This window comes from Pseudomonas sp. Mn2068, from assembly GCF_049319725.1.
Taxonomy (GTDB): domain Bacteria; phylum Pseudomonadota; class Gammaproteobacteria; order Pseudomonadales; family Pseudomonadaceae; genus Aquipseudomonas; species Aquipseudomonas gingeri.
The window spans coordinates 1-12,229 of the sequence record NZ_JBMOUG010000015.1; the positions used below are offsets into that span (position 1 = coordinate 1).

The 12,229-nt window shown below is 64.4% G+C and carries 12 protein-coding genes; 9 read left to right on the forward strand and 3 right to left on the reverse strand.

Going from position 1 to position 12,229, the window contains the following annotated elements:
• Window positions 1-124 precede the first annotated feature (124 nt).
• From ACL9RJ_RS26325 to ACL9RJ_RS26345, 5 genes are all read left to right on the forward strand, one after another.
• Entirely contained in the window at window positions 125-1,054 is a 930-nt protein-coding gene (locus ACL9RJ_RS26325; protein ID WP_017126593.1) for an aliphatic sulfonate ABC transporter substrate-binding protein, read from the forward strand.
• Between the two features lie 10 nt (window positions 1,055-1,064).
• The gene (locus ACL9RJ_RS26330; protein WP_177088167.1) at window positions 1,065-1,841 is read left to right on the forward strand and encodes a 2OG-Fe(II) oxygenase; all 777 of its coding nucleotides are present in this window, start codon (window positions 1,065-1,067) and stop codon (window positions 1,839-1,841) included.
• Between the two features lie 4 nt (window positions 1,842-1,845).
• Window positions 1,846-2,595 carry a tRNA-dependent cyclodipeptide synthase gene (locus ACL9RJ_RS26335; protein WP_017126591.1) on the forward strand — a complete coding sequence of 250 codons (750 nt, stop codon included), beginning with the start codon at window positions 1,846-1,848 and terminating at the stop codon, window positions 2,593-2,595.
• A gap of 236 nt (window positions 2,596-2,831) precedes the next feature.
• Window positions 2,832-4,253: an MFS transporter gene (locus tag ACL9RJ_RS26340; protein ID WP_017126590.1), complete on the forward strand. Its 1,422-nt coding sequence runs from the start codon at window positions 2,832-2,834 to the stop codon at window positions 4,251-4,253.
• Window positions 4,246-5,598, forward strand: coding sequence for an LLM class flavin-dependent oxidoreductase (locus ACL9RJ_RS26345; RefSeq protein WP_369684105.1), 1,353 nt, complete (start codon window positions 4,246-4,248; stop codon window positions 5,596-5,598). The genes ACL9RJ_RS26340 and ACL9RJ_RS26345 overlap by 8 nt, the downstream gene beginning before the upstream one ends.
• A gap of 30 nt (window positions 5,599-5,628) precedes the next feature.
• On the opposite strand, the gene ACL9RJ_RS26350 is transcribed toward ACL9RJ_RS26345, so the two are convergent.
• Both ACL9RJ_RS26350 and ACL9RJ_RS26355 read right to left on the reverse strand, forming a co-directional pair.
• Entirely contained in the window at window positions 5,629-6,522 is an 894-nt protein-coding gene (locus ACL9RJ_RS26350) for a dihydrodipicolinate synthase family protein (RefSeq protein ID WP_177088172.1), read from the reverse strand.
• Window positions 6,523-6,564: 42 nt separating this feature from the next.
• Window positions 6,565-7,347 carry an aldolase gene (locus ACL9RJ_RS26355; protein WP_177119333.1) on the reverse strand — a complete coding sequence of 261 codons (783 nt, stop codon included), beginning with the start codon at window positions 7,345-7,347 and terminating at the stop codon, window positions 6,565-6,567.
• A 160-nt stretch (window positions 7,348-7,507) separates the two neighbouring features.
• On the opposite strand from ACL9RJ_RS26355, the gene ACL9RJ_RS26360 reads away from it, so the two are divergent.
• Window positions 7,508-8,050: a helix-turn-helix domain-containing protein gene (locus tag ACL9RJ_RS26360; protein WP_017126586.1), complete on the forward strand. Its 543-nt coding sequence runs from the start codon at window positions 7,508-7,510 to the stop codon at window positions 8,048-8,050.
• An 11-nt stretch (window positions 8,051-8,061) separates the two neighbouring features.
• Here ACL9RJ_RS26360 and ACL9RJ_RS26365 read toward each other — a convergent pair whose 3' ends face one another.
• Window positions 8,062-9,066: a DUF4917 family protein gene (locus ACL9RJ_RS26365; RefSeq protein WP_017126585.1), complete on the reverse strand. Its 1,005-nt coding sequence runs from the start codon at window positions 9,064-9,066 to the stop codon at window positions 8,062-8,064.
• A gap of 153 nt (window positions 9,067-9,219) precedes the next feature.
• On the opposite strand from ACL9RJ_RS26365, the gene yiaY reads away from it, so the two are divergent.
• The 3 genes from yiaY to ACL9RJ_RS26380 all read left to right on the forward strand — a co-directional run bounded on the left by yiaY (window position 9,220) and on the right by ACL9RJ_RS26380 (window position 12,226).
• On the forward strand, window positions 9,220-10,368 hold the full coding sequence (gene yiaY, locus ACL9RJ_RS26370) for an L-threonine dehydrogenase (RefSeq protein WP_422765825.1): 1,149 nt from the start codon (window positions 9,220-9,222) through the stop codon (window positions 10,366-10,368).
• Between the two features lie 344 nt (window positions 10,369-10,712).
• Entirely contained in the window at window positions 10,713-11,285 is a 573-nt protein-coding gene (locus ACL9RJ_RS26375; protein WP_017126583.1) for a TetR/AcrR family transcriptional regulator, read from the forward strand.
• Window positions 11,286-11,362: 77 nt separating this feature from the next.
• Window positions 11,363-12,226, forward strand: a complete 864-nt coding sequence (locus ACL9RJ_RS26380) for an oxidoreductase (RefSeq protein WP_422765826.1) — start codon at window positions 11,363-11,365, stop codon at window positions 12,224-12,226.
• The last annotated feature ends 3 nt before the right edge of the window (window positions 12,227-12,229 follow it).

A 12,229-nucleotide genomic window follows, 5' to 3' on the forward strand; every position in this document is an offset into this window, starting at 1 on the left:
CCAAAGCCGCGCAAGCCTGTTTTTTGGAGGAGTGACCCCTCACCTAGATCCCACCCCCCCGCTTGGGGGATCCGGCTTGCTGGCGGTGAGGCAGAAAACCCGGCTCCTGCACAGGTGTGGTGTTTTGCTTGCGTTGCTACTGTGCCTGAGCGTCGAGGCCGCCGAGCCGTTGCGGGTCTCCAGCCAGAAGCAGTCGCTGAAGATCCTCCTGCAGGCCGCCGGTGAACTGGACAACCTGCCGTACCCGATCGAGTTCGCCTCGTTCGCCGCCGCCGCGCCCACCGCCGAAGCCCTCGCGGCCGGCGCGGTGGATATCGGCAGCCTGGGCGACGCGCCCTTCGTGTTTGCCGCGGCCGCCGGTGCGCCGCTGAAAACCGTCGGGGTGATCAAGGTCAATGTCACGCCGACCGCCGTGGCCATCGTGGTCAAGGACGACTCGCCGCTCAAGGAAGCCGCCGATCTCAAGGGCCGGCGCATCACGACCACGCGCGGCTCCATCGGTCATTTCCTGGCGCTGGCGGCGCTGCGTTCGGTGGGGCTGCACGGGGGCGACGCGCAGTTCGTCTTCCTCGCCCCGGGCGAGTCGCGAACCCTGCTCGCCAACGGCGAGGCCGATGCCTGGTCGACCTGGGACCCCTACACCAGCATGGTCCAGCTGGAGGGCGGCACACGGGTGCTGGTCAGCGGTGCCGGGTTGTTCGCCGGGCATATGTTGCTGGTGGCCAACGACGCGGCGATCCGCGACAAGCCGGCGCAGATCGGCGACTTCCTGCAGCGCCTGGCCCGTGCCTATGACTGGGCCAATGCCCACCAGCCAGCCTTTTCCGCGATCCAGGCCGGCTACAGCGGCCTGCCGCTGGCCATCCACGAACGTTCCAATCGCTTTGCCCAGGCCCATCGCATCGATGTCGGGCCGACGGTGATCGACGACGTGCAACACACCGCCGATCTGTATCGGGAGGAGGGCGTCATCCAGGCCGCATTCAAGGCCGACGAGCATTTCGATCAACGCTTCAACACTGCTGTGCACAGTCCATCACTTTCAGGGAATTGAAGGAGTTTTCATGTTTACCGTGACCACTGCCGATCAGCTTGAAGCACGACATATCCTCGATGTCGTGGAGAAACGTTCCTACGGGGTCCAGCTCAAGGGTTTCTGCCCGCCGGACACCTTGCAACTGGCCCGCGACAAGCTTTACCAGCACGACCTGCGGAGCGCCTTCAGCGAGCAGCGCGAATTCGTCCGGGTGGGCAAGGCCTACATCGAGATCCAGGACGAGCAGAGCCGCGCCGAGTACCACGCGCTGGCGTTGCCGAACATCCGCCGGATCCGCAACCTGTTCCGGCCGCTGGCCTCGCCCATCGACGAACTGCGCCTGCTGCTGGACGAGGTCTGGCCGAGCGGTGCGCATCTGTTGCAGGTGCAGGGGCAGAAATGCTTTGTCGGCATCGCCCGTTTCCAGGGCAGTGGCGTCGACCTCACGCCCCACACCGACGACCTGGAACGCAACACCCCGCCCGGTCATGGCCGGCAGTTGCTGAGCCAGCTCTCGACCAACATCTACCTGCAGATCCCCGACGACGGCGGCGAGCTGGAGATCTGGGGCATCGAGCCCGACGAAGACGAGTACCGGCGCCTGCGCGGCGAACGGGCCTACGGCATCGAGCGCCACCTGCTGCCGCCACCGGACTTCGTGATCAAGCCCGAGCCCGGCGACCTGATCCTGCTCAACCCGCGGCTGATCCACGCGGTGCGCCCTTCGCCCACCAGCACCCGCGTCACCCTCGGCGTTTTTATCGGTTACTACGGCGAACACCAGCCTTTGGCCTACTGGAGCTAATCCCATGAGTACTGTGCAAGAGATCAACCTCAAGGCGTATTTCAACAAGGGTGGTGAAGACCACGAGTTCGATGGCAAGCGTGTGGTACTGGCGGTCAGCGTCGGCCAGGAGTATCACGAGGACCAGAAGCTGCGCTCGACCATCCACCTGATCAACCAGTCGGGCTTCAGCCACGTGAAGGTGGTGGTGGCCGACACCCTGCAACGCCACAACAAGCACGGCAAGTCGCCGGGAGAAGCGCTGTCGGCGTCGATCCGCGATGGTGATGCCTGGCTGGCGCGCAACCAGGGCATCCTCGACGGCTTGCGGGTGCCGTACCACGTGACGCGCTGGAACCAGGAACTGGCCAGCGACCGCTATGCCGAGCTGCGCCAGCAATTGAACGAGGTCTACCAGAGCCGCGAGGAACTGCGCCTGGCCATCGAGGAAACCATCGCGGTGTTCACCGACCGCCTGCGATTGCGTGACGAACACGCCGATATCGAAAAGGCCGCGGCCCAGTGCCGGGAATACATCCTGGAAGAGATCCCGATCATCCTGCCGCTGTGGGCGGACGAGGGTTATCACTATGTGCTGTATCCGCAGCAGATGACGGCGGCGATGGCCACCAGTCGCGACCTGCTGATCGCCCCCCACAGTCCGGACCGGGTGCGCTGGTTGCCGCTCAAGTTCAAGAAGCGCGGGATCCCGATTCCGTTCACCTTGCCGGGCATCGTGCACCCGAACTGGTCCAGTGGGGCGATTGCCATCTGAGGTTTTGTGCTGCCTGTCGCATCGCTTTCGCGGGCAAGCCCGCTCCCACACACGACCGACAATTTGTGGGTGCGGGCTTGCCCGCGAAGAGGCGAGTGCGGCCACCCCGATATGGGTGATCGTGCCCACGCTCCGCGGCACAAAAACGGACGCGGAGCGTCCAGCGAGGCGTACCCACGCTGGAGCGTGGGAACGATCCTTACGAGTGATTTTCAATTGAAAAAAGGAGTTTCCCCATGGGCGTTTTTGCGCAACAGCAACGCAAATGGTGGGCATTGCTCGGCGTGAGCATTGCCAGTTTTCTCGGCTGTGTCGATTTCACCATCGTCAACACCGCGCTGCCGGCCTTGCAGGCCGACCTCGGGGCGTCGGTCGACAGCCTGCAATGGGTGATCAACGGTTTTATCCTGGCACTGTCGAGCTTCATGGTGCTGGTCGGTCGCCTGGCCGACCTGCACGGGCGCAAGCGCGTGCTGTTTATCGGCCTGAGCGTGTTCGGCCTGGCCTCCCTCGGCGCCGGGCTGGCGGTCGGTATCGATGGCCTGATCGCCGCGCGCATCGCCCAGGGGCTGGCCTGTGCGGTGCTCTACACCGCCTCGGGGGCGATTGTCGCCAATACCTTCGACAGTGCCGAACAGGGCAAGGCCTTTGGCGTGCTGTTCGGCGTCAACGGCGTCGGGCTGGCGGTGGGACCGGTGCTCGGCGGGCTGATCACCAGCGCCTTCGGCTGGCAATGGATCTTCCTGATCAACGTACCGTTTGTCCTGCTGAGCCTGGGGATCTGCGCGTTCAGCGTGAATGAATCGCGCTCGCCGCAGGCGGGTACCCGGCTCGACTGGCTGGGGGCGGCGCTGCTGCTGGTCGGCTTGCCGAGCCTGGTGCTGGTGATTGTCCAGGGGGCCGCCTGGGGCTGGAGCTCGCCGTTGAGCCTGGGCCTGATCGGGCTGGCGGTTGTGGCGCTGACGGCCTTTGTCCGGGTGGAGAAACGTGTCGCGGCACCGATCATCGATCTGCAGCTGTTCGCCAATCGGCGCTTTGTCGCCGGCGTGGTCGCCAGTTTCACCCTGGCGGTGTTCTATTGCGTGGCGTTCTTCGTGATGCCGCTGTACCTGGCGCTGGTACGCGGTGAAAGCGTGCAGGCCAGCGGCCTGCTGTTGCTGCCGACCACCCTCGGGGTGGCGCTGCTGTCGCCGCTGGTGGGGCGGCTGGTGGACCGCAAGGGCCCGGCCCTGCTGATCAAGTCCGGCCTGTTGTTGTTCCTGCTGTCGGCGCTGTTGCAGGCCGGTTTCGATCGCCAGACTTCGCTGCCCTACCTGCTGGCGGCCTTCGTCATCATGGGGCTGGGCTGGGCCAGTATCCTCGGTCCGTCCACGGTGCTGGGCATCTCCTCGGTACCGCAAGGCGTGTCGTCGGTGGCGATGGGGTCGCTGATGACCCTGCACAATGTCGGCGGCGGCCTCGGCCTCGCGGTCGGCGTGGGCATCTACCACGGCTTTTCCGGACAACCGCTGGACGATGTGCAAGGTGCCTTTATCCACGGTTACCGCGCGGTGATGCTGTTCCTTGCCCTGGTGGTGCTGGCCGGCTGGGCGCTGGTCAGTGGCCTGTTGCGGGTGCCGGCGGCGCAGCCAGCGGTGGAGGGCTCCGGTCGTGGCTAGGCGAGCCGGGCAGATTCGCCTCGGTGCCTTTCTGTCGGGCTCCGGTGCCCATGGCGCCAGCTGGCGGCATCCGCAGGCGGACGCCGACGCCTCGCTGGATGCGCGGCGCTACGTTGCTTATGCCCAGACCCTGGAGCGCGGCTGCTTCGATGCCCTGTTCCTCAATGACAACGTTGCCGTGGGCAGCCTCGATCCGCAGGTGCTGGCGCGCAGCTCCCACAGCCTGCGCTGGGACCCGCTGACGCTGCTGCCGGCATTGGCGATGACGACCCGGCATATCGGCCTGGTCGCCACCGCCAACACCAGCTACAACGCACCGTACAACCTCGCCCGGACCTTCGCCTCGCTGGATCATCTGTCCGGCGGGCGCGCCGGCTGGAACCTGGTGACGGCGCTGATCGGTGGCGAGAACTTCAATCGTGACGAACACCTGGCACATGCCGACCGCTACCAGCGGGCAGAGGAATTTTTCGATGTGGTCAGCGGGCTCTGGGACAGCTGGGCGGACGATGCCTTTGTCCGGGACAAGGCTTCGGGGACCTGGCTCGATGTGACCCGGATGCATGTGCTGGAGCACCAGGGCCGGCACTTCCAGGTCCGTGGTCCGCTGAATGCGCCACGGCCGCTGCAAGGCTGGCCGGTGATCGCCCAGGCCGGCTCTTCCGAAGCCGGTCGGGAGCTGGCGGCGCGTACCGCGGAGTTGGTGTTTACCGCGCAGCAGACCCTGCGGGAAGCGCAGGGATTCCATGCCGACCTGAAAGGCCGTCTGGCGCGGTATGGGCGGACTGCCGAGGCATTGAAGATCTTCCCGGGGATCTCGCCGACCGTGGGGCGGACCTTGAGCGAGGCCGAGGAAAAACACGACTACCTGCAAAGCCTGGTCGATCCCCAGGCGCAGCTCAAGGGCCTGTCCTACCTGCTGGACCTGGGGCTCGACCTGTCGTCATTGCCTCTGCAGGCACGGGTGCCGTTGCCGGACGAAGTGCCGTCGACCGAGCGGCATAAAAGTCGCCAGCAACTGGTGATCGAGCTGATTCGCCGCGAGCGGCCGACCGTGGCGCAATTGCTGCGCAGCCTGTCGGCCAGCGGACACAAGGTACTGGTGGGCACGCCCGCGCAGATCGTCGACGAACTGGCCACCTGGTACGAGGAGGATGCGGCGGATGGCTTCAATGTGCTGTTTACCCATCTGCCGGGGGCCATCGACGATTTTGTCGGGCTGGTGGTGCCGGAGTTGCAGCGCCGGGGATTGTTCCGGCGGCAATACGAAGGCCGCAGCCTGAGGGAGAACCTCGGGCTGCGGCGGGTCGAGAATCGCCATTTTGCCGCGGCCCGGCGGACCTGATCGGGCAGTCCCGTCGGCACGGCTGTCGGCTCAGTCTTCGCGCAGGCTGTCGAGCATCCCTTGCAACGATTTCCGGCCGGCCTCGTTCAGTGGCGACACCGGCCGGCGTGGCTCGCCCGCTTCCAGGCCGGTCAGGCGCAGTCCTGCCTTGACCGTGGCCGGCAAGCCGCCCTTGAGGATGAACTCCAGCAGCGGCAGTTGCCGGTAGAACAGGGCCCGGGCCCGTTGCAGGTCGTTGTCCTGTACCGCCTGGTACAGCGCGCCGTTGAGCTGCGGAATCAGGTTCGCCGCCGCCGTGCACCAACCCACCGCGCCGGCGCAGAAGGCTTCCAGTGCCAGCGGATTGCAACCGTTGTAGAACGGCACCTGGCCTTCGCCGAGCAGGTGCAGCTTGTGCATGCGCTGGATATCGCCGGTGCTCTCCTTGACCATGGTCACGTTCTCCACGGCGCGGACGATCCGCAGGATCAGTTCCACCGACATGTCGGTGCCGCTGGTGGCGGGGTTGTTGTAGAGCATGATCGGCACGCCGATGCTGGCGCCGATGGCCTGGTAGTGGGCGAGGATGTCCCCTTCGCCGAGCTTCCAGTAGGCCGTCGGCAGCACCATCACCGCATCGGCGCCCCTGGCCTCGGCGAAGCGGGCGCGGCGCACGGCCTTGGTGGTGGTCAGGTCGGACACGCTGACCACGGTGGGTACGCGCCGGGCGATATGGGCCAGGCTGAATTCGGCCACGGTGTCCCATTCGGCATCGCTCAGGTAGGCGCCTTCACCGGCGCTGCCGAGGGGCGCGATGGCGTGCACGCCGCCTTCGATCAGGCGGTCGATGCCACGTCCCAGTGCGTCGAGATCGAGGTGTTCGCCGTCGGCGCTGAAGGGCGTGACGGGGTAGCCGATGATGCCGTGGATAGCAGGGGTAGTCATGTGGGTCTCCGGGATTGAGAGCAGGTTATCGGGCAGGGACGCTCAGTTCAGGCAATCGGCGTGCTGGCGCAGGTTCTGCCGAACGTAGTAGTTGAAGGCCGTGGCATGGCGCTTGGGCCGGGAGATCCAGTCATGGGCTTCACGGCCCAGTTCCGGCAGGATCGGCTTGATCGTGCCGGCAGCCATGGCCAGCAGTTGCAACCTGGCCGCACGCTCGATCAGCTGGGCGATGACGCAGGCCTCCTCGATACTCGCGCCGGTAGAGAGCTGGCCGTGGTGGGAGAGCAGGATCGCCCGTTTGTCACCGAGGGCGGCGCTGATGATTTCGCCTTCCTCGTTGCCCACCGGCACGCCGGGCCAGGCTTCGAGAAACGCGCAGTCATCGTAGAGCGGGCAGAGGTCCATATGCGAGACCGCCAGCGGCACTTCAAGCATCGACAGCGCGGCGACGTGGGTCGGATGGGTGTGGATGATGCAGTTCACATCCGGCCGGGCGCGGTAGACCCAGCTGTGGAAACGGTTGGCCGGGTTGGGCATGCCCTGGCCTTCGAGGACTTCCAGGTCTTCGTTGACCAGCAGCAGGTTGCTGGCGCTGATCTCATCGAAGCCCAGGCCCAGTTGCTGGGTGTAGTAGGTACCGGGCTTCGGTCCGCGCGCGGTGATCTGCCCGGCCAGGCCCGAGTCGTGGCCGTTCTCGAAGAGGATGCGGCAGGTCAGGGCCAGCTTTTGCCGGTCAGTCCACGTATTATCCGCCAGGGTGTTCTGCATCTGGTTCAGGGCCTGCTTGACCAACTGGTCCTTGGGCAGTGCTAATGTCTTGGCCATATCGGGGTCCTGTGTCATGTCGAGGGACGTCGGATCTGCCAACCCTCCGTTGCTCGCAAGGTCGTGGGTGGGAAAGCGGATGACACTAAAGAGGCTATATGACACAAAGTGTCATTGGCAAGACGAATTCGCTGGCTTTCTGCTGGATTAATCGCTGCGCATGTCTATCCGTTTGAAATTATTGAGAAAAAAACTTGGCGTAACCCTTGAGGCATTGGCCGAGAAATCCGGCATGACCAAGAGTTACCTGTCGAAGGTCGAGCGCGGCTTGAACACGCCGTCGATTGCGGCCGCGTTGAAACTGGCCAAGGCGTTGAACGTCAAGGTCGAGGAGTTGTTCAGCGAAGACAGTGTCAGCCTCGACAGCTACAGCCTGGTGCGCCGCGGGCAGCGCCAGTCCCTGGGCACTGATGCGCAGGCGCCGGGTTATGCGGTGCTGGCCCACCAGGTCAGCGAGCGCACGTTGCTGCCGTTCATCATCTATCCGCCCAGGGAATTCACCGATAAGCGCTTCAAGGAGCACCTCGGCGAAGAGTTCCTGTTCGTCCATGAAGGCCGCGTGGAAGTGGACTTCATGACCGAACGGGTGATTCTCGAGCGCGGCGATGCCTTGCATTTCAACGCCCAGAAACCCCATCGCCTGCGCTCGGTGGGCGAGGAGCAGGCCGAGTTGCTGGTGGTGGTGCACAGCCGCGAGGAGTGACCGGGGAAGTCTCAGTCCTCGGGGGTGACCAGCAACTGCGGGCTGCCCAGCGGGTGGCTCTTGGCATCGAAGAAGCGCAAGGTCACGTCGCGGCCGACGAACAGTTTCGCGAAGCGCCGTTTCTGGTGCTGGATGAACGCCTTGCTGCGCGGATGGATCGAGATCGCCAGGGTCTGGATGCGGGCGTCGTGCAGGGCCTGGACGATGTGCTGGTCCTGTTCGCCGAGGTCGTGGCCGAAGATGCACAGGGCGCCCTGGTGCTCGCTCAGTTGGCCGTAGCAGTACGCCAGGTAGTCCGAGTTGCGGATCGCCTTGAGCTTGTCTTCGGCACTGCCTTCGCTGACGAACAGCGGCACATCGCCGAGGGTGTTGATGGCGAAGCTGCCGAGCAGGGTGCTTTCCGAGGACAGCAACTTGCGCGTGCTGCCATCGAGATTCTTCACAAGGTGCAGGCCGCCGTGCAGGTAGAGGATGCGCGTGCCCTGGGTTGCGGTATTGCCCAGGTCGAAGGTCGCGTCGGCGTTCCAGAACAGGTCCTTGAACGACTGCGGCGCCTGCATGATCGCCCAATAGTTGAGCAGGTCATAGTTGGTGGAATAGAGCGTCTGGTAGTTGCCCAGTTCGGCGTTGATCCGCGCCAGGCTGCCGGGTTCGACGAACTTCCACGGGATGTGCACCGAGCGCACCGCATGGATCAGCGCTTCCTTGATCGCGAAGTAGCGATTGCGCGGTGACGATGAGTTGATGGTCAGGGCGGCATTGACCTTGATGGTGCTCTTCAGCGCACTGAGCACCTGTTCGAAGTTGCTGGTGTCCAGGGCCTTGAACACCGCCAGCTCACTCAACCCCAGCGGGCGGTTACGGGTGCTCTGGGCCTTCTCGAACAACGAGTCGTAGGAGAACTTCGGCCACACCGCCAGGCTCGCCCCGTTGCCGATCAGCAGCCCCTTGAAGGGGATCTCGGCGCGCAGGGCGTTCCAGTCTTCAAGTTCGGCGTCAAATTCCTGGAATTCCATAATCGCTATTCGTCGTCTCAAGGCAAAAGGTGGACAGGCGGCGACTTTATCACGACCCGGCGTTGAGCCAGATCAACAACGCCCACGGATAACCGGTCGATGCTCTGAGCTTCGTGGGGCAGGCAAGCCCCGTCAACGCCAAGAGGACTCGCCATGAGCAGCACATTTTTCATTCCCGCCGTGAATATCATGGGCATCGACTGTCTGGACGAAGCGATGAATGCCATCCGCAACTACGGTTTTCGCAAGGCGCTGATCGTGACCGATGCCGGGCTGGCGAGGGCGGGCGTGGCGACGCGGATCGCCGAGTTGCTGGCGATGCAGGACATCGATTCGCTGATCTTCGACGGCGCCAGGCCCAATCCGAGCATCGACAACGTCGAGAAAGGACTGGCCGCGCTGAAGGATGCCGGCTGCGATTGCGTGGTGTCCCTGGGCGGCGGTTCGCCCCACGACTGCGCCAAGGGCATCGCCCTGTGCGCCACCAACGGCGGGCATATTCGCGACTATGAAGGCGTCGACCGTTCGGCCAGGCCGCAACTGCCGCTGATCGCGATCAATACCACCGCCGGTACCGCCAGTGAAATGACCCGCTTCTGCATCATCACCGATGAGTCGCGGCACGTGAAAATGGCCATCGTCGACCGCAATGTCACGCCGCTGCTGTCGGTCAACGACCCGGCGCTGATGGTCGCCATGCCCAAGGGGCTGACGGCGGCCACCGGCATGGATGCCCTGACCCATGCGGTGGAGGCCTATGTCTCGACGGCGGCGACACCAATCACCGATGCCTGCGCGATCAAGGCCATCGAGTTGATCAGCGCCAATCTGCGCCTGGCGGTGCGCGACGGCAGCGACCTGAAGGCCCGGGAGAACATGGCCTATGCGCAGTTCCTGGCGGGCATGGCCTTCAACAATGCTTCCCTGGGATTCGTCCATGCCATGGCGCACCAGTTGGGCGGTTTCTATGACTTGCCCCACGGCGTCTGCAATGCGGTGCTGTTGCCCCATGTGCAGATTTTCAATGCGGCGGTATGCCCGCAACGGCTGAGCGATGTGGCGCGGGCGCTGGGTGCGGAGGTTGCCGGGTTGAGCGCGGAAGAGGGCGCCCAGGCGGCCATCGTGGCGATCCGCAGCCTGTCCGGGGACGTCGAGATCCCGGCCGGCCTGCGTGAGCTGGGGGCCAAATTGCAGGATATCCCGGTGCTGGCGGCCAATGCCCTGAAGGACGCCTGTGGCCTGACCAACCCGCGGGCGGCCGATCAGCGGCAGATCGAAGAGATCTTCCGCAGCGCGTTCTAGTTGCAGATCGTTCCCACGCTTTGCGTGGGAACGCGTTGCTGGACGCTCCGCGTCCGCTTTGCAGGTGACGCAGAGCGTCACGGGCTGGATGCCCACGCAGAGCGTGGGAACGATCAGACCTTCCGCAGCGCGTTCCAGCCTTCAGGATCTTTCGCGGGCAAGCCCGCTCCCACAGTTGATCGCGTTCCCCTGTGGGAGTGGGCTTGCCCACGAAGGCGTCAGCGCATTCACCAGCGCACGTGACGTGGTGCAAACACCGTTCATCTCGTTGGCACTTGCAAATAAAAACCTTTGCGGGTTTAATTGAGTGATTACTCACTTATTGCCCGAGCACTCCCCGATCCATGGCCCGTCCGAAAAGCACCGACAAACGCAACGCCATCCTCAGCGCCGCCATCGAGGTGTTCGCCGAGCAGGGCCTGGGTTGTCCGACGCTGAAGATCGCCAGGCTCGCCGGTGTCGCCGAGGGCACGCTGTTCAACTACTTCAGTTCCAAGGACGTGTTGCTCAACGAACTCTACCTGCATCTCAAGGCCGAGTTGCGTGACGTAATGATGCCCGGCTATCCGCGCACGGAAACGGTGAAGAAGCGTGCCCGCCATGCCTGGCAGAGCTATGTCGACTGGGGCGTGGCCGAGCCGCACAAGCGCAAGGTGGTGGCCTTGCTCGGGATGTCCGCGCAGGTCACCGAGCAGAGCAAGCTGCTGGGCATGCAGGACTTCTGCGAGGTCAACGCGATGATGCAGGAGAGCATCGCCAGCGGTCTGTTCCGCGATCAGCCGGCAGCCTTTGTCGCGGCGATCATGGGCGCCCTGGCCGATACCACCATCGATTTCATCCGCCGCGAACCCGACCAGGCCGAACGTTATGCCGAAACCGGTTTCCAGGCGTTCTGGAGTGCCACTGCCAAGGAATAGGCGAGGGCTTTTTCTTGTATGAAAAATGAGTGAGTGCTCACTCATAAATTATCTCAACGCAAAGCAGGAGTACGATAATGTCCAAAGTCTGGTTGATTACCGGAAGTGCCAGCGGCCTGGGTCGCAATATTGCCGAGGCGGTGCTGGCGGCAGGGGAACGCCTGGTGGCGACGGCGCGTGATCCACAGCGCCTGGACGACCTGGTGGCGCGCTACGGCGACCAGGTGCGGCTGGTGGCCCTGGATGTCACGGACGCGGCAGCGGCACAAGCCGCGGTGCAGGTCGCGGTCGATACGTTCGGGCGCCTCGATGTGCTGGTCAACAATGCCGGCTACGGTCATCTCGCGCCCTTCGAGCAGACCGAAGCCGAAGCGTTCCGCGCCGAGGTCGAGACCAATTTCTTCGGCGTGGTCAACATGACCCGGGCGGCCTTGCCGGTGATGCGCGCGCAACGCAGCGGGCACATCCTACAGATCTCCTCCGTGGGCGGTCGCCTGGGCATGCCCGGTCTCAGCGCCTATCAGGCGGCGAAGTGGGCGGTGGGCGGTTTCACCGAAGTGGTTGCGCAGGAAGTGGCGCCGCTGGGCATCAGGATCTGTGCTATCGAACCGGGTGGCATGCGCACCAACTGGGCGGTACGCGCCGGCCAGGGTACGCCGTCGATCATCGACGACTACGCCGAGAGCGTCGGTGCGATCAAGGAGTTGCTCGGTGCCTATGCCGGCAATGAGCCGAGCGATCCCGATCGTATCGCGCAGATCCTGCTCAAGCTGGCCTATCACGAGCAACTGCCGCTGCACCTGTTGATCGGCAACGATGCGCTGCAGTACTGCGCGCAGGCCGAGAGCACGCGCGCCGAGGCGGGTGAGCGCTGGCTGGAGGTCAGTCGCGCCGCCGACTACAGTGCACCTGTGGAGCTGCCGGCATTTCCAACCCATTGAGAG

Excerpts from the sequence above, each read along its gene's own strand:
- ACL9RJ_RS26330 (WP_177088167.1), top strand. The coding sequence starts at position 1,065 with ATGTTTACCGTGACCACTGCCGATCAGCTTGAAGCACGACATATCCTC.
- ACL9RJ_RS26335 (WP_017126591.1), top strand. The coding sequence starts at position 1,846 with ATGAGTACTGTGCAAGAGATCAACCTCAAGGCGTATTTCAACAAGGGT.
- ACL9RJ_RS26340 (WP_017126590.1), top strand. The coding sequence starts at position 2,832 with ATGGGCGTTTTTGCGCAACAGCAACGCAAATGGTGGGCATTGCTCGGC.
- ACL9RJ_RS26350 (WP_177088172.1), bottom strand. The coding sequence starts at position 6,522 with ATGACTACCCCTGCTATCCACGGCATCATCGGCTACCCCGTCACGCCC.
- ACL9RJ_RS26355 (WP_177119333.1), bottom strand. The coding sequence starts at position 7,347 with ATGGCCAAGACATTAGCACTGCCCAAGGACCAGTTGGTCAAGCAGGCC.
- ACL9RJ_RS26360 (WP_017126586.1), top strand. The coding sequence starts at position 7,508 with ATGTCTATCCGTTTGAAATTATTGAGAAAAAAACTTGGCGTAACCCTT.
- ACL9RJ_RS26365 (WP_017126585.1), bottom strand. The coding sequence starts at position 9,066 with ATGGAATTCCAGGAATTTGACGCCGAACTTGAAGACTGGAACGCCCTG.
- yiaY (WP_422765825.1), top strand. The coding sequence starts at position 9,220 with ATGAGCAGCACATTTTTCATTCCCGCCGTGAATATCATGGGCATCGAC.
- ACL9RJ_RS26375 (WP_017126583.1), top strand. The coding sequence starts at position 10,713 with ATGGCCCGTCCGAAAAGCACCGACAAACGCAACGCCATCCTCAGCGCC.
- ACL9RJ_RS26380 (WP_422765826.1), top strand. The coding sequence starts at position 11,363 with ATGTCCAAAGTCTGGTTGATTACCGGAAGTGCCAGCGGCCTGGGTCGC.